This is a genomic window from Streptomyces axinellae, assembly GCF_039532135.1.
In the GTDB taxonomy this organism is placed as follows: domain Bacteria; phylum Actinomycetota; class Actinomycetes; order Streptomycetales; family Streptomycetaceae; genus Streptomyces; species Streptomyces axinellae.
The window spans coordinates 446,970-463,324 of the sequence record NZ_BAAARJ010000001.1 but is presented as its reverse complement, the minus strand read 5'-3'; the positions used below and the strand labels follow the sequence as shown (position 1 = coordinate 463,324).

The 16,355-nt window shown below is 73.5% G+C and carries 13 protein-coding genes, 1 pseudogene and 1 riboswitch; of the genes and pseudogenes, 3 read left to right on the top strand and 11 right to left on the bottom strand.

All coding sequences use genetic code 11. The features are described 5' to 3' along the window. Positions 1-100: 100 nt before the first annotated feature. Positions 101-1,510 carry a peptidase C39 family protein gene (locus tag ABD339_RS01925; RefSeq protein ID WP_344561428.1) on the bottom strand — a complete coding sequence of 470 codons (1,410 nt, stop codon included), beginning with the start codon at positions 1,508-1,510 and terminating at the stop codon, positions 101-103. A gap of 583 nt (positions 1,511-2,093) precedes the next feature. On the opposite strand from ABD339_RS01925, the gene ABD339_RS01920 reads away from it, so the two are divergent. Then, a complete protein-coding gene (locus ABD339_RS01920) occupies positions 2,094-2,726 on the top strand; it encodes a uridine kinase family protein (protein WP_344561426.1) in 633 nt (210 codons plus the stop codon). A gap of 380 nt (positions 2,727-3,106) precedes the next feature. Further along, positions 3,107-5,200: an AAA family ATPase gene (locus ABD339_RS01915; protein ID WP_344561424.1), complete on the top strand. Its 2,094-nt coding sequence runs from the start codon at positions 3,107-3,109 to the stop codon at positions 5,198-5,200. 256 nt (positions 5,201-5,456) lie between these two features. On the opposite strand, the pseudogene ABD339_RS01910 reads toward ABD339_RS01915, so the two are convergent. The 10 genes and pseudogenes from ABD339_RS01910 to ribD form a co-directional block, all read right to left on the bottom strand. Then, positions 5,457-6,488: pseudogene (locus ABD339_RS01910) on the bottom strand (hemolysin family protein); the annotation flags it as partial. Beyond that, entirely contained in the window at positions 6,485-7,861 is a 1,377-nt protein-coding gene (locus tag ABD339_RS01905) for a hemolysin family protein (RefSeq protein ID WP_344561422.1), read from the bottom strand. The gene ABD339_RS01905 and the pseudogene ABD339_RS01910, both read right to left, overlap by 4 nt. A 212-nt stretch (positions 7,862-8,073) precedes the next feature. Beyond that, complete coding sequence (locus ABD339_RS01900; RefSeq protein ID WP_344561420.1) at positions 8,074-8,553, bottom strand: PH domain-containing protein; 480 nt, start codon at positions 8,551-8,553, stop codon at positions 8,074-8,076. 14 nt (positions 8,554-8,567) lie between these two features. Beyond that, the gene (hisG, locus tag ABD339_RS01895; RefSeq protein ID WP_344561418.1) at positions 8,568-9,416 is read right to left on the bottom strand and encodes an ATP phosphoribosyltransferase; all 849 of its coding nucleotides are present in this window, start codon (positions 9,414-9,416) and stop codon (positions 8,568-8,570) included. A gap of 98 nt (positions 9,417-9,514) precedes the next feature. Then, a complete protein-coding gene (locus ABD339_RS01890) occupies positions 9,515-9,787 on the bottom strand; it encodes a phosphoribosyl-ATP diphosphatase (RefSeq protein ID WP_344561416.1) in 273 nt (90 codons plus the stop codon). A 45-nt stretch (positions 9,788-9,832) separates the two neighbouring features. Further along, positions 9,833-10,315: a 6,7-dimethyl-8-ribityllumazine synthase gene (gene ribH / locus ABD339_RS01885; RefSeq protein WP_344561415.1), complete on the bottom strand. Its 483-nt coding sequence runs from the start codon at positions 10,313-10,315 to the stop codon at positions 9,833-9,835. Positions 10,316-10,400: 85 nt separating this feature from the next. Then, positions 10,401-11,759, bottom strand: coding sequence for a bifunctional 3,4-dihydroxy-2-butanone-4-phosphate synthase/GTP cyclohydrolase II (locus ABD339_RS01880; RefSeq protein ID WP_344561413.1), 1,359 nt, complete (start codon positions 11,757-11,759; stop codon positions 10,401-10,403). Positions 11,760-11,790: 31 nt separating this feature from the next. Further along, positions 11,791-12,468, bottom strand: coding sequence for a nicotinamide mononucleotide transporter family protein (locus tag ABD339_RS01875; protein WP_344561411.1), 678 nt, complete (start codon positions 12,466-12,468; stop codon positions 11,791-11,793). Further along, entirely contained in the window at positions 12,465-13,115 is a 651-nt protein-coding gene (locus tag ABD339_RS01870; protein ID WP_344561409.1) for a riboflavin synthase, read from the bottom strand. The genes ABD339_RS01875 and ABD339_RS01870 overlap by 4 nt, the downstream gene beginning before the upstream one ends. Continuing rightward, positions 13,116-14,333 (bottom strand): bifunctional diaminohydroxyphosphoribosylaminopyrimidine deaminase/5-amino-6-(5-phosphoribosylamino)uracil reductase RibD, encoded by a 1,218-nt coding sequence (gene ribD, locus ABD339_RS01865; protein ID WP_344561407.1) that lies wholly within the window; start codon positions 14,331-14,333, stop codon positions 13,116-13,118. It abuts the gene before it with no gap. 149 nt (positions 14,334-14,482) lie between these two features. Then, a riboswitch (FMN riboswitch) is annotated at positions 14,483-14,613 on the bottom strand. A 265-nt stretch (positions 14,614-14,878) separates the two neighbouring features. On the opposite strand from ribD, the gene ABD339_RS01860 reads away from it, so the two are divergent. Next, entirely contained in the window at positions 14,879-16,138 is a 1,260-nt protein-coding gene (locus ABD339_RS01860) for an MFS transporter (protein ID WP_425575850.1), read from the top strand. The last annotated feature ends 217 nt before the right edge of the window (positions 16,139-16,355 follow it).

Sequence of the window (16,355 nt, the reverse complement as noted above, 5' to 3'; positions counted from 1 at the left end):
GCCCTGAACCGAGTACGAGCCTCTCGGGGCCGCGTGGCGCGCTGCAGTGGCCGGGACACGGCCGCCGCAGGCTGACCGGACCGCCGGGGCCGCTCACCGCTCAGCAGAGCCCGTGCTTCTTGAGGACCCGCCTCTGCGCTGGTGCGGGCCTGACCGGGAAGTACACGTAACACACGCCGCCCGAACCGCTCTTGACCTTGCCTGCCGCGTCCTTCCGCTTCGTTCTCAGCCAGATGTTCTCGAACTGACGACGCTTGTAGACGTGGCGTACGGACGGATTGTCGGGCGAGGCCGGGTCGTTGGCGATGACGTCGCCGTTCCTGGTGAAGCCGATGACGGTCATCAGGTGGCCCGCCGTGCCGTATCCGGCGCCGTCCAGCTCCGTCTCGATGAAGGACTGGGAGGTGATCAGGGGGAGGCCGGCCGCGATGAACTCCTCGGCTTCGTTGAGGTTGTTGAGGCGGGTGACGACGGCCTGCATGTCCTTGTAGGTGCTGGCGTAGGCGGCGTTGAAGGGCCAGTTGCCACAGCCTTCGTACTGGTAGTCGAAGGTGTAGCGGGCCGCGTGGCACACCTGCGGGTCGGCGTAGGCCGGATCGACCCAGGCCAGGTCCTCGGCGCTGGGCTTGCGGCCCCAGTGCTCGATGATCATCTGTGAGGAGGTGGGGCTGCACCACGCCTCCCCGCCGTTGTCGTATTCGGGGTACTGCCCCTTGTGGATCTCCTGCGAATAGCGCGGCACCTTCAGCTCGACGGCGCGGCCCAGTCCCGGCTCGGAGGCGGGCACCTCGAAGCGGTCGGGCACATCGGAGCACATCGCCGAGACCCGCCACACCTTGGGCGTGGCACCGCTGCCCGGGGCGCGGTACAGCGTCAGCCGCAGCCGGTAGGAGGTGAGGCGCCGCCCGCCAGCCAGGTCGTCGATGGTGAAGGTGTCGGTGTAGATGCTGCTCTTGCCGTCGCCCTGCCCGTCCACCGAGGTGCGGCGCGGCACGTCGTCGCCGTCCTTCGCCGTCCAGATGCCCAGGGTGTACCAGGGCGTCTCGCCGCCGTCCGAGTAGGTGCCCCGCAGCTCGGTCCTGATCCAGGTGCCCGCCGGGGTGTGGGCGTTCCACGAGGCGATGACCTCGCCGGCCGCCACCGAGGGCTCGCGGCGGGGCGAGGTCCAGGTGGCGTAGTCCCAGGTGGCCTTCCGGCCGGTGTGCGGGTCGGCGTACTCGACGCTGCCCGCGGGGGCGGCCAGCACGATGCCGGGGCGCGGGCCCGCCTCGGCGCCGGTGCCCCGGCTCTCGCCGGAGGCCCAGTCCCGGTGGGTGGTCCAGGAGTGGAGATCCACGAGCGATGCCCTTCCCCGACGTCCGGGCCCGGCCGGCGGGGCGGGGCGGGCCGGGCCGGTGAGACCACCCGACCGGCTGTCGGCTGCCAGTGCTGCGGGTGCCGCGGCAGCCGAGGCCGCCGCGGCGACGGCGGCTGCCAGGACGGTACGGCGATTGGCGGATCTGCTGGTCATACGGGATGCCCCCAGTCGATGGTGCGGTGCGGTGAGCTGTCCTTCGGTGCCTGGTGGTGCTGGTTTCCGTATCCGCTGGGCGCCGGCGTCGCGGTCCTCGCGGTGCGGGGCGGGCGCGGGGCCGCCCGCGGAAAGCCAACTATCTCCGCTCCGTGAGGCACGTGCCAGGGCTTCGGCCGTTCGGCATGCCGCCTTTCATCGGCCTGGACCAGTGGCACGCGGGGCCTCCGGCGAGCGGCCCGGGAGGGGTTCGCCGCGCGGTACAGAGGCCCCCCGGGCACGGCTCACCGCGGGGCACGGGACGGGTTCACCGCGCGACGAGGGGTTCCCTGCGCCGCATGGCACGGGAACGTCCGGATGCGCCCGCACCGGCAGCAGCCAGGCGCGGGGCGCGGGGAGGGCCCGGGAACGAGGCACAGCCGCCTGCCCGCCTCCGTACGCGGGCGATCCGCGCGGCCGGGGCGCCTCCCCGTATCCCGCCGGGAAAGACCGCCCGCGCGGCCGGTCCGCGCCGGCGTCCCTGCGCCGCCTCCCGGTATCCCGCCGCGAATGACCGCCGTGACCTGCCACGTACGCTGTGGGCATGTCCGATTCCGTCCCCCTCGAAGCGCTCGCTCGGCAGCTGCCCGCACTCCCCGCCTCCTGCGGCCCGGTGCGGCTGGTCGCCGTCGATGGGCACGCGGGTTCGGGCAAGACGACGATGGCCGCCCGGCTCTCCGCTCTCCTCGGCGGGGCCCCGGTGCTGCACCTGGATGACCTGGCCAGTCACGAGGCGCTCTTCGGCTGGACGGAGCGCCTGGTCTCGCAGGTGCTCACGCCGTGGGAGCAGGCCCGGAGCGCGCGCTACGAGGTGTACGACTGGGTCGCGGGCGCGTACACCACCGAGGCCGTGCTGCCGCCGGCGCCCGTGGTGCTCCTGGAAGGGGTGGGTGCCGGCCGCGCCGCTGTCCGTCCGTTCCTGTCCTGCCTGCTGTGGCTGGAGATGTCACCGGAGGTCGCTCGGGGTCGCGGCCAGGAGCGGGACGGGCCCGGCCAGCGGGAGTTCTGGGCGCACTGGATCCCCACGGAGCGCGCGCATTTCGCGGCCGACCCCTCCCGCCCATTCGCGCGTTTTCTGGTACGGGAGACAGCCGAGGGATACGAGGTACGCGAGGGGCCGGGGAGGCGGACAGGCCCACCCGTGGATATCACCCTCCGTGTATCTCAAGGCAGTTGAGCGCGATACGCGGACCGTCGCGCTCCGGAGCGGCTTGACCCGCGCGCCCGGGACCGATTACGTTTCCAACAAGCGGCCTACGCTGGCCGCCTGTAGACACGAAGCCCCCGGTTGTTCCCCCGTGACCGGGGGCTTCGTTCTGCGCTGGAGACGCTAAGCGGAAGTACGCTCACGCGTTTCACTCACTCTTCGTACTGGGCTCGGCGGACGTCTCCCCCGGGCTCTCCCCTCCGGGCGCCTCTTCTCCGTGCCGAATTCGCACCGAAGCAGCCGGGTACTCCGCTCTTCGACGGCGCCCGACACGCGGGTACGATGCGAAACAGCGTGGGAACCCCGGGTGATGACCGGCAGATGACGGGGGACGTTTCGTGGGGGACGTGATGGATTTCGGCACGCAGGACCCCCAGGGCCTGCACGCACCGGCCGAACTCGCCTGGCTGCGCGGGGTGGACGCGTACACCGTCGGCGGTTACGCCCAGGCGGAAGACGAGTTCCGCACCGCGGTGCGGCTCGACCCGGGGATGGCCGACGGCTGGCTCGGCTTGCATGCTCTGCGCGCCGACACCGCCACCGCGCTGTTGCGCATGTACCACCACCGCAGTCGCTTCGGTGAGCAGCGCACCCGTCACGGACGCACCCTCAACTCCTGGTACTGGCTGGGGTGGTGGGTGCAGCCCGTGCTGGAGCACGAGCGTGACCTGCTGCTGGCGCACGCCTCGCACTGGCTGGACGGGCGTCATGTGGCCGAGCTGGACCGGGCGTTGGCCAGCTGCCCGCCGGTGGACACCGATCCGCAGGTGCGGTTCCTGCACGCCTGCCGCGCGTACCTGGCCAAGGACTGGGAGCGGCTGGTCGCCCACACCGAGCCGCTGGTGGACGACCCGCTGCTGGGCATCGAGGCGGGGCTGTTCGCCGGGATGGCGCGCGTGCGCCTGGAGATGTACGGGCAGGCCGAGCCGCTGCTGGCCGCCGCGCTGATGCGCTGCCGCAGCGAGCAGCCGCAGCGCAAGGAACTGCGCTACTGGCTCGCCCGCGCCCGCGAGGGCACCGGCCGCAGCGCCGCGGCCCTGCCGCTGTACCGCGCGGTGCACCGGATCGATCCCACGTTCATGGACACGGCGGCCCGGCTGACGGCGATCGCCGAGAGCGACGGGATGGACGGCGCTGCCGGCGATCTGGCCGCTGCCCTGCTCTCGGGCGGACTCGGCGGCCAGGGCGGCGGCAACGCCGCGCAGGAGCTGTTCGAGCGCAAACCGGACGCCCCGGCCGACCCGGCGGAGCCCACCGACCTCGCCGACCCGGCGGACGGGACGCGGAACGAGGGCGCGGGCCCGTTCGCCACGGGCCCCCGGCAGCCGGGACCGTTCGACTCCGGTCCCGGTGCGGATCCGGCAGCGGCCGGGCCGCCGGACGCCTCCGAGACAGCCGACCCCGACGTGGACCCGGAGGCCGACGGGCTGCGGCTGGAGGACTCGGGCGATCCGGCCGAGCCCATCCGCGTGGACACCGGCGTGCTGCGGGAGCGTGCGGTACTGGGCTCCCCGCGTGGCACCGACGGGCGGCTGCCCGCAGGCCCGTCCGACCCGGTGCTGCTGGCGCAGGCGCTGGACGAGCTGGAGCGGATGGTCGGCCTGGAGCCGGTCAAACGGCAGGTGCGGGCGCTGTCGGCCCAGCTGCACATGGCGCGGCTGCGCGCGGGCCAGGGCCTGCCCGTGCAGCCGCCGAAGCGGCACTTCGTCTTCTCGGGCCCCTCGGGCACGGGCAAGACGACGGTGGCGCGGATCCTGGGCCGGGCCTTCTACGCGCTGGGCCTGCTGGGCGGCGACCATCTGGTGGAGGCCCAACGGGCCGATCTGGTCGGCGAGTTCCTGGGCCAGACAGCGGTCAAGGCCAACGAGCTGATCGACTCGGCGCTGGGCGGTGTGCTGTTCGTGGACGAGGCGTACGCGCTGTCCAACTCGGGCTACACCAAGGGTGACGCGTACGGCGACGAGGCCCTTCAGGTGCTGCTGAAGCGCGCCGAGGACAACCGCGACCAGCTCGTGGTGATCCTCGCGGGCTACCCCGAGGGCATGGACCGGCTGCTGGCCGCCAACCCGGGCCTGTCCTCCCGCTTCACCACCCGGGTGGACTTCCCCAGCTACCGGCCGCTGGAGCTGACGGCGATCGGAGAGGCGCTGGCGGCCGACAACGGCGACGTGTGGGACGAGGAGTCGCTGGAGGAGCTGCGCAGCATCAGCGGCCACGTCGTCGATCAGGGCTGGATCGACGAGCTGGGCAACGGCCGCTTTCTGCGCACGCTGTACGAGAAGAGCTGCGCCTACCGTGACCTGCGGCTCTCCGGATACGCGGGCACCCCCTCCCGGGGCGACCTGGCGACGCTGCGGCTGCCCGATCTCATGCAGGCGTACGGCGAGGTGCTGTCCGGGCGCGGTCCTGACGGCCCCCGTCCGGGCCGGCAGCCTCCGGGCTGAGGGCGCCCGCGTCACGGGGCTCGGGTGCGGGGAACCGGGGTCCGTGGAACTCGGGATCCCGGGGCCCGCGTTGACGGGGCTCCGGGCTTCCCGGCGCCTCCCGGCCCGGGGCCGGAGCGGGCGGCACGGCCGCGCGGGCCGGGACACGCTGACCGGGCTCACCGGCCTGCACGGGCTGCCCGGGGTCCTGGCCGCCTTCCGGGCCGAGGCACCGGGCCGCCGGGAGCACGCGTGCGGTGTGCGCGGTGTGGGTGGTGTGGGCGGGGTCGTGCACCTCTCCGACGAGCATCTCCAGCACGTCCTCCAGCGCGGCCAGCCCCAGCACCCGGCCGGATGAGTCCGCGACCGCCGCGAGGTGGGAGGCGCTGGCCCGCATGGCGCCCAGCGCCTCGTCCAGCGGCAGTTCGCCACGCAACGTGGCCATGGGCCGCCACAGGTGCTGTGGCACGGCCCGGTCGCCGTCCTCCAGGTCGAGCACGTCCTTGACGTGGAGGTAGCCCATGAAGCGGCCGTCGTCCGCGCGCACCGGGAACCGCGAGTATCCGGTGCGCACCGTCAACTCCTCCACCTGGCGGGGCGTGACGGTCGCCTCGACCGTCACCAGGTCCCTGCTGCCCAGCAGGACGTCGGTCAGCGGGCGGGACCCCAACTCCAGGGCGTCGGCGAGGCGTTCTTGCTCGGCCTGGCCGAGCAGGCCGGCCTGGTGGGAGTCGTCCACCAGCCGGTTGAGCTGTTCGCTGGTGAAGACGGCTTCGACCTCGTCCCTGGGCTCGACGTGGAAGACCCGCAGGATCAGCGTGGCGCAGGAACCCAGCGCCAGGGTAGCCGGCCGGGTCAGCCGGGCGAAGGCCACCAGCGCCGGGGAGAGCCACAGCGCGGTGCGTTCGGGCGCCGCCATGGCCAGGTTCTTGGGCACCATCTCGCCGACGACGAGGTGGAAGAAGACGACGACGGCCAGCGCGATCACATAGCCGAGCGGGTGGATGAGCGCCTCGGGCAGGTGGACGGCCAGGAAGCAGGGCTCCAGCAGGTGCGCGAGTGTCGGCTCGGCCACGGCGCCCAGCGTCAGGGAGCAGACGGTGATGCCGAATTGGGCCGCCGCCATCATCTGCGGCAGTGACTCCAGCCCGCGCAGGACCTGCCGTGCGCGGCGGGCGCGACCCTGCCCTCCGGCGGCCAGCGGTTCGATCTGGCTGCGGCGTACGGAGACGAGGGCGAACTCGGCACCCACGAAGAAGCCGTTGCCGAGCACCAGCAGCCCGGCGAGCAGGAGCTGGAGGAGAGTCATCGGGCCGCCGCCTCCGACCGTGTCCTGGCCCCGGCGACGATGCGGACCCGCTCGGCCCGGTGGTGGGCGACGTGCCGCACCCGCAACTGCCATTCGCGCACGTCCCCCTCGGCGGTGGCGTCGGGCGCCCGCAGCCGTGCCGTATCACCGGGGACGGGGATACGCCCGAGCAGGTCGGCGACCAGCCCGGCCACGGTCTCGTAGGGGCCCTCGGGCACCTGGAGGCCGAGGGTGCGCAAGGCGCCCACGCGGCAGCCTCCGTCGGCCTCCCACACGGGCCGGCCCTCGGGGTCGGGCGGTGCGGGGGCCAGCGCGGGCAGTTCGTCGTAGAGCTGTCCGTCGTGCTCGTCCCGCACCTCGCCGACGATCTCCTCGACGATGTCCTCCAGGGTGACCACCCCGGCCGTGCCGCCGTATTCGTCGACGACGACGGCGATGGGCTGTTCGCTGCGCAGCCGCTCCAGCAGGGGCTGGACGGGGAAGGTCTGGGGCACCAGCAGCGGCCGGACGGCGATGCGCCCGGCGGGGGTGTGCAGCCGGCGGTGCGCGGGAACGGCGAGGGCGTCCTTGAGGTGGACCATCCCGGTGATCTCGTCCAGGGACTCGTGGTAGACGGGGAAGCGGGAGAACCCGGTGGCACGGGTGAGGTTGAGGACGTCCTCGGCCGTGGCGAGCGCCTGGAGCGCGCTGACCCGTACGCGGGGCGTCATCACCTGCTGGGCAGTCAGCCCGTCCAGGGCGAGGGTGCGCACGAAAAGTTCGGCGGTGCCTTGTTCGAGGGCCCCGGCGCGGGCCGAGTGGCGGGCCAGGGAGACGAGTTCCCCCGGGGTGCGGGCCGAGGCCAGCTCCTGTGCGGGCTGGACGCCGAAGAGGCGGACGATCCGGTTGGCCGCCGCGTTCAGCAGCGTGATGACGGGCCGGAAGAGGCGGGAGAAGCGGCGCTGCGGGCGGGCCACGAAGCGGGCCACCGCCAGCGGCCGGGAGACGGCCCAGTTCTTGGGGACCAGTTCGCCGATGACCATCTGGGCGGCAGAGGCGATCAGCATGCCGGTGACGACGGCGACACCGCCGACCGCGCCGGGCGGCAGTCCGGCTGCCGCCAGCGGCCCGTCCAGGAGCCGGGCGAGCGCCGGTTCGGCGAGCATGCCGGTGACCAGGGAGGTGAGGGTGATGCCGAGCTGGGTGCCGGAGAGCTGGAAGGACAGCTCGCGCAGGGCGCGTACGACGTCACCGGCGTGTTTGTCGCCCTGGGCCGCCGCCCGTTCGGCGTCGGGCTTCTCCACGGTGACGAGGCCGAACTCCGCCGCCACGAAGAACCCGTTGGCGAGGACGAGCAGGAAGGCGACGGCCAGCAGCGCTAGCGGGAGGGTCATGCCGCGGCCCTCCGGGAGCGGGACGCGGCGCACGTACTACAGGACGATCCGTCCATTGCTGGAGGTGGTCACTCCTCGGGTCGCAGGTGCCCGCGAGGGTGCGGGGCGGCTCATGCCGTGAGGAACAGAGTAGACACTGGGCTCCGCACCGCGAAGACGCTCCGCGCCACGCGTGCCCGGCGCCCCGGGACGGGCCGGATGCGGGGGCCGGGTCAGTGCTCGGGGCCGTCCCCGGTGGTGTCCGGGGTGCCCTCTCCCGTGCCGCGCCGCTCGACCAGGGCACGCAGGGCGCGCGCGTCGGCGACGGCGCGCTGTTTGGCGATGCCCGGCTGGATGCCCATGGCGGCCAGGCTGGTGCCGTCCGCCAGATCGAGGGAGACCCACGGGTCACCGGAGCGCAGATGCACGCCGAGGACTTCCGCCCATTCGAGGCGGCGCTTGGTCGTGAGGTTGACGACCGTCATCCCGTCCTCGTCGGCGCTGATGTACGGGCGGCTGAGGAGGATCAGCACGCCCAGGAAGAGCGCCGCGGTGAAGATGAAGCTCGCCCGCTCCCCGCCGCCGAGGTCCAGCAGGAACGAGATGGCCGTGATGACGACGAACACGGCGGCCCCGACGCCCAGCAGCACCACACGTGTGCGAGTGGGCCGGAACGTGACGGGCAGGGCGGGGAGTTGGGTGCTGTGTGTCATGGCGGTCGTCCCGGTCACAGGCGGCAGGCGTGGATGCCGGTGGTGAGGATGGCGCGGGCGCCCAGGTCGTAGAGGTCGTCCATGATCCGCTGGGCTTCCTTGGTGCGCACCATCGAGCGGACGGCTACCCAGCCCTGGTCGTGCAGCGGGGAGATGGTCGGCGACTCAAGGCCGGGGGTGAGCGCTACGGCGCGCTCCAGCTGCTCGGCGCGGATGTCGTAGTCCATCATCACGTAGCTGCGGGCGACCAGGACGCCCTGGAGGCGGCGCAGGAACTGCTGGACCTTCGGCGCCCCGGGGTCGGCCCCCACCCGGCGGATGACGACGGCCTCGGACTCCAGGATGGGCTCGCCGGTGATCTCCAGCCCGGCGTTGCGCAACGAGGTGCCGGTCTCCACGACATCCGCGATGACCTGGGCGACACCCAGCTCGATGGCCGTCTCCACCGCGCCGTCGAGGTGGACGACGGAGGCATCGATGCCCTGTTCGGCCAGGTGCCGGCCGACGATGCCCTCGTAGGAGGTGGCGACGGACAGCCCGGCCAGGTCCTGTGCGGAGGCGACGGTGCCGGGCTTGGCCGCGAAGCGGAAGGTGGAGCGGGCGAAGCCGAGGGCGAGCAGTTCCTCGGCCTGTGCGCCCGAGTCGAGCAGCAGATCGCGGCCCGTGATGCCGATGTCGAGCTTGCCCGAGCTGACGTAGATGGCGATGTCGCGGGGGCGCAGGTAGAAGAACTCGACCTCGTTCTCCGGATCGACCAGGACGAGTTCCTTGGACGCCTTGCGCTGCTGGTAGCCGGCCTCATGCAGCATCTCCCCCGCAGGGCCGGAGAGGGAACCCTTGTTGGGGACGGCGATGCGCAGCATGGGGTGGCCTTTCGTGACGTACTTGGAGGGCGTGAACGTACTGGCGGGGCGTGAACGTACTGGCGGGGTGTGCGGGGAGAGCGCGAGCGGTGCCGGGCTCAGAGGTGGGCGTAGACGTCGTCGAGGGAGATGCCCCTGGCGGTCATGAGCACTTGTAGATGGTAGAGGAGCTGCGAGATCTCCTCGGCGGTGCGCTCCTCGCCCTCGTGCTCGGCGGCCATCCACACCTCGGCGGCCTCCTCCACGACCTTCTTGCCGATGGCGTGGACGCCCTGCGAGACGAGTTCGGCGGTGCGGGAGGTGCGGGGGTCGCCGGTGGCGGCCTTGTGCTGAAGCTCGGCAAAGAGCTGCTCGAATGTCTTGTTCGCCATGGTGCTCTCACCCTACGTGCCGGGGCACGGTCGCCGGCGCCAGGGTCACGCCACGGTACGCAGGGTCGCGGCGGTGGCCACCGCCGCGGTGACCGCCTCGTGGCCCTTGTCCTCCACCGAGCCGGCCAGCCCGGCCCTGGCGAGGGCCTGCTCTTCCGTGTCGCAGGTCAGCACGCCGAAGCCGACGGGTACGCCGGTGGTGACGCTGACCTCGGTGAGGCCCTGGGTGACGCCCTGGCAGACGTAGTCGAAGTGCGGGGTTCCGCCGCGGATGACGACGCCGAGCGCCACGATGGCGTCATAGCCCCGGTCGGCGAAGACCTTGGCGGCGACGGGCAGCTCGAAGCTGCCGGGGACGCGCAGCAGGGTCGGCTCGGCGATGCCCAGCTCGCGCAGGGCGCGCAGGGAGCCGTTGACGAGGCCGTCCATGATCTGCTGATGCCACTGCGCGGCGATCACCGCCACGCGCAGGTCACGCAGGTCTCCGCGGTTCTCGACGGTCAGTTCGGGTGCGCCCTTGCCGCTCACGTTGCTCCTCGTGCTGTGGCTGTCTCGGTCGGTGTGGACTGGTGGTGTACCGGCGATATGCCGGTGGGGTGCTGGTGCCGTGCGGTCACTGGGTGCCGCAGGGGGACGCGCGGTCCGCGTCCAGCCAGGGCAGGTCGTGCCCCATGCGGTCCCGCTTGGTGCGCAGATAGCGCAGGTTGTGCTCGCCCGCCTCTACGGGCATGGGCTCGCGGCCGGTGACGCGCAGCCCGCTGCGGGCCAGGGCCGCCGTCTTGTCGGGGTTGTTGGTCAGCAGCCGCAGGGAGCGTACGCCCAGGTCGGTGAGGATCTGGGCGGCTGCCGCGTAGTCGCGCGCGTCGGCCGGGAGACCGAGTTCGAGATTGGCGTCGAGGGTGTCGCGGCCCCGCTCCTGGAGTTCGTAGGCCCGCAGCTTGGACAGCAGCCCGATGCCCCGGCCCTCGTGCCCGCGCAGGTAGAGCACCACGCCCCGGCCCTCGTGCTGTACGCGCTCCAGGGAACTCTCCAGCTGGGGGCCGCAATCGCAGCGCAGGGAGCCGAAGATGTCGCCGGTCAGGCACTCGGAGTGCACTCGGACGAGTACGTCCTCGCCCGCTTCGGCGCCTTGCGGGCCGCCGACGTCCCCGGCGACCAGCGCGATGTGTTCGACGCCATCGACCGTGGAGCGGTACCCGTAGGCGCGGAAGTCGCCGTGCCGGGTGGGCAGCCGGGTCTCCGCCTCGCGGCGCACGGTCGGTTCGGCGGAGCGGCGGTAGGCGATCAGGTCCTCGATGGAGATGATCCGCAGCCCGTGCTTGCGGGCGAAGGGCACCAGTTCGGGCAGCCGCAGCATGGCGCCGTCCTCCCCCGCGATCTCCACGATGGCGGCGGCGGGGCGCAGTCCGGCCAGCCGTGCCAGATCGACGCCCGCTTCGGTGTGGCCGGCGCGGACCAGGACGCCGCCCTGCTTGGCGCGCAGCGGGAAGGCGTGGCCGGGGCGGACGAAGTCCTCGGGGACGGTGTCCGGGTCGGCGAGCAGCCGGATGGTGGCGGCACGGTCGGCCGCCGAGATGCCGGTGGTGACACCGTGCGCGGCTGTCGCGTCCACGGAGACGGTGAAGGCGGTGCCCATGGATTCGGTGTTCTGGTCCACCATCTGGGGCAGCGCGAGCCGGTCGAGGTCCCGGGCCTCCATCGGCGTGCAGATCAGCCCCCGGCACTCGCTCATCATGAAGGCGACCGTCTCGGAGGTGATCAGCTCGGCGGCCGTCACCAGATCGCCCTCGTTCTCCCGGCTCTCGTCATCGACGACGACCACGGGGCGTCCGGCGGCGATGTCGCGGATGGCGTCGGCCACCGGGTCGAGCCCGAGGTCGAACGCGTCGTCGGCACCGGTGCGCCCGCCGGGTTCCTGGCCCGGCACGGCCGGCGCCGGGAGCGCTCCGTACCCGCTCGGAAGTGCGGTCATGAGCGTGCTCCTTCCTTCCGTTCGGCCCCGCTCACAGCGCGGCTCCGTTCAGTGCGGGCCCGGGCCGGGCGGCTCGGGCCTGGGCCGCATCCACGCGGGAGCGCTGCCACCAGGCGCGCATGCCCCACAGGACGAGACCGAGGTAGAGGACGTAGACGAAGCCGGAGAAGGGCAGCCCGCTGCTGAAGGCCAGCGGTACGCCGACCACATCGACCAGCAGCCAGGCGAACCAGAACTCCACCAGGCCGCGCGCCTGCGCGACCATCGCCGCGAGGGTGCCGACGAAGATGTAGGCGTCCGGCCAGGGGTTCCAGGACAGCGCGGGCACAAGGCTGAAGAGCCAGCCGACGGCGACGGTGCCCAGCGCGGTGCCCAGCGCGAGCACCCCGCGCTCGCGCCAGGTGGCGAAGCGCACGGCTATGGAACCGTCCCGCGCCTGCTGGTGGCCGCGGCGCCACTGCCACCAGCCCCACAGCGCGACGACGATCACGAGCAGCTGTTTGCCGACGCCGCCCGCCAGATGTGCGGAGGCGAAGGCGCCCACGAGGACCAGGCCGGAGAGCAGCTGTGCGGGCCAGGTCAGGATCGAGCGGCGCCAGCCCAGGGCGAGTGCGAGCAGGCCGATGATGTTGCCCAGCATGTCGGACCAGATGACGTGCTGACCGAAGGCGGTGAACGCCTCCCCGTTCAGCCAGGCGAAGGCGTTCACCGGGCTGCTTCTTCCTGGTGCGGGGCCGGGCCCTGGTGCGGGGCCGCCGCCGTGCCCGCCGTGTGGCCCAGCAGCCGCTCGACGTACTTGGCGAGGACGTCCACCTCCAGGTTGACCGGGTCACCTGGCTGCTTCGTGCCGAGGGTGGTGAGCGCCAAGGTGGTGGGGATGAGGGAGACGGAGAAGTGGTCGTCGGCGGCCTCGACGACGGTGAGGCTGATGCCGTCCACCGTGATGGAGCCCTTCTCGACGAGGTATCTGGCGAGTCCGGCGGGGAGCGTGACGGTGAGGGTGGTGCCGCTGTCGGCGTCGTCGCGGGAGGCGATGACGCCGGTGCCATCGACATGGCCCTGGACGAGGTGGCCGTCGAGCCGGCCGCCGAGGGCCATGGGCCGCTCCAGGTTGACGGGCGAGCCCACGGCGAGTGCGCCGAGGCTGGAGCGGTGCAGGGTCTCGGCGATGACGTCGGCCGTGAACTCCCCCTGCCCGGCCTCGACGACGGTCAGGCAGACGCCGTTGACGGCGATGGAGTCGCCGTGGCGCACATCGGCGGTGACGCGTGGGCCGCGCAGGCGCAGCCGCGCAGCCGCGCCCCGGTCCTCGACGGCGACGACCTCGCCCAGCTCTTCAACGATTCCGGTGAACACTCAGAACTCCTCGGTGGCGGTTGCTGCGGTGGGCGCCGGGCGCCCGACGGCGGTGATACGCAGGTCAGGTCCGAGGCGCGCGGTGTCGCTCACCGACAGCCGCAACGCCTGCGCCAGCGTGCTGATTCCGGCCCCGCCCAGGGCGGGCGGGCCGGCACCCAGCAGCACGGGGGCGAGGTAGCCGATCACCCGGTCGACCAGCCCGGCGCGGACGAAGGCCCCGGCCACGGTGGCGCCGCCTTCCAGCAGCACGGAGCGCACCTCGCGCTCGTACAGCGCGGAGAGCAGGGCGGGCAGCGCGATCCCCCGGCCCGCGCCGTCACCGGTCGCGCCGTCACCGGTCGCGGCGTGGCCGCTCGCGGCGGTACCGCTCGCCGGGGCGTTCTCGGCCGCGCGGGGCAGGCGCAGCAGGTCGGCGACCCCGTCCAGCGCGGCGGTGTCCGCGTCCTGGGCGACGGCGATGAGGGTGGGTGCCGCACCGTCCAGGATCCGGGCGCCGGGGCGGACGACGGCCGCTTCCGTGTCGAGGGCGACGCGCAGCGGCTGGACGGCGCCCGGCACGCCGCGCACGGCAAGATGCGGGTCATCGGCGCGTACCGTCCCCGAGCCGACGAGCACCGCGTCCGACTCGGCGCGCAGCCGGTGCACATCGGCGCGGGCCTCCTCGGAGGTGATCCAGCGGCTGGAGCCGTCGGCTGCCGCGGTGCGCCCGTCGAGGGTGGCGGCGTACTTCCAGGTCACATAGGGGCGGTGGAGGCGGACGGCGGTCAGCCAGGCGGCGTTGCCTGCCGCCGCCTCGTCGCCCAGCAGCCCGCACTCGACATCGATTCCGGCGGCTGCCAGCGCGCGGGCGCCGCCTGCCGCGCCCGGGTCCGGGTCGGCGACGGCGTAGACGACGCGGGCGATCCCGGCCGCGATGAGCGCCTGGGAGCAGGGACCGGTGCGGCCTGTGTGGTCGCAGGGTTCGAGGGTGACGAGGGCGGTGCCGCCACGGGCGTCCTCCCCGGCCTCGGCGAGCGCGTGTACTTCGGCGTGCGGGCCGCCGGCCCGCTGGTGCCAGCCCTCCCCCACGGTGTGCCCGGCGCGGTCGAGGATCACGCAGCCGACGACGGGGTTGGGGCTGGTGGCGCCGAGCCCCCGCGCGGCGAGGTCCACAGCGCGGCGCATGGCCTCGCGCTCGGCCTGGGGCGCGTGCGGCGCCGCTGGGTGGGGGGCCACCGGGTCCTCCTGCCTCTTCGGGCACGGACTCCGGGGCTGTACGGGAAGATGACGAGCGCGAGACCGGGAGGACATCCGCCTGCGGGAGGGAACCGCTCCGCTGTCGCGGGAACGGGACCGCCGAGCGACGGTGCACCGGTTTCGGCCCGCCGCGCACTGCCTCCCATCCGGACTTTAACCGTCGGTCCAGGAATCTCACCTGGTCAACCGGCCGCTGGCTGCGGTCGGGTCGCGGACTGTAACCGCCGGTTCGGACTTTCACCGACCCCGGAGTGCGCTGACGTCACTGGTACTCCCCCAGCTTTCGGCCGGGAGATACGTCAAGTCTGCCACGCCGGCCGGAGGGCTGGGCAGGCGGCCTTCTGTGGGCTGACTCACAGCCGTCCCAGCGGTCGCAAAGGACCCGCCGGGTGCGCGCGTTCGAGCGGTACCCGATCGGGGCACGATTCCCCGCACGGTCCGCGCAGCAGGGCCGCGCGAGGAGACGCGACGAAGACGGGCGCGGGCGGGCGGAGCGGACGAGAGAACCGGGTGGTGCGGCGGACGTGGACGGGGCGCTGGGTTCCGGCGGGGCTGAGGGTGCCGACGGGGCTTGGGGGGCGGACGGAGCGGACGGGCCGGACCGCGAGCTGCGGGTGGGCCGAAGGGCCGTCGCCGTCGTGTTCGCGGCACACGGGATGGTCAGCGGCACCTTCGCGACGCGCATCCCCTGGATCAGGGAGCACCTGGGCCCGGGCCCCGGATGGCTGGGGCTCGCGCTGGTCTTCTTGACGGTGGGCGCCTCGGCGGCGATGCCCCTGTCGGCCCGGCTGGCACACCGCTACGGGCAGCGTCGCGCGCTGGCCGGACTGTCGGTGCTGTGCTGCGCCGGCCTCGTACTGCCGCCGCTCGCGCCCGCGCTGGGCTGGCTGTGTGCTGCGCTGTTCCTCTACGGCTGCGGGCTCGGGCTGATGGACGTGGCGATGAACGCGCAGGGTGTACGGGTCGAGGAGCTGTACGGGCGTTCGGTGATGTCGGGGCTGCACGGAATGTGGAGCGTCGGCACTCTGGTGGGCGGCGCGGGCGGGGTGCTGGCGGCGCAGGCGGGGCTGGACGCGCGGATCCACCTGGGCATCGCCGCGCCGGTGCTGGCCGTGGTGGCGGTGCTCGCCGCGCGCCGGACGCCCGGCGTCGGCGCCGGCTCCGGCTCGCCGGGCGCGGGCGGCAGCGCCCCGGCGGAGCCCGCGGGGGAGGGAGCCGGGGAGCCGCCGCGCTTCGCCCTGCCCTCGCGCGGGGTGCTGGCGATCGGGCTGCTGGGCTTCTGCGCGGTGTTCGCCGAGGGGGCCTCGATGGACTGGTCCGGCATCTACCTGGCCGATGTGACCGGCGCCGGGGCGGGGCTCGCCGCCTCGGCGTACACGGCGTTCGCCTGCACGATGGCGCTGGCACGGCTGTCGGGTGACGCGGCGGTGCGCCGGTTCGGGCCCGTGGCCACGGTGCGCTGCGGCGGCGCGCTGGCCACGGCCGGGGCCGCGCTGGTGGTCGCGGCGCGCACGCCGCCGGCCGCCGTGGCGGGGTTCGCGCTGATCGGGGTGGGCATCGCGGTGGTTGTACCGCTGTGTTTCGCGGCAGCGGGCCGGTCGTCTTCGGCGGCGGCGCCCGGGCAGGAGATCGCGGGGGTGGCGACGCTCGCCTACGCCTCGGGGCTGGGCGCCCCGGCGATCGTCGGCTGGGTCGCCGAGACGACGTCGCTGTCGGTGTCCTTCGGCGTGGTCACGGCGCTGTTGGTGGGGCTGATGCTGGGCGCGGGCGTGCTGCGGGACTGACGCCGGGACGCGGCGGCAGGGCAGAAGGCGGCGCCAGGGCGCCAGGGGTGTGCGGGGCCCGGAACCCCGGCTGCCTGGCTGCCCGGCTGCGCGACCGGGGCGACGGGGCGCGCGAGGCGGTCGCCGGGGGCGCGAGGCCGTCACCGGGGGCGGCAGGCGACCGGCGCTGACCAGTCCGGGACGGCATCGAACTACTATGTGGGCCGTTCAGAATCAG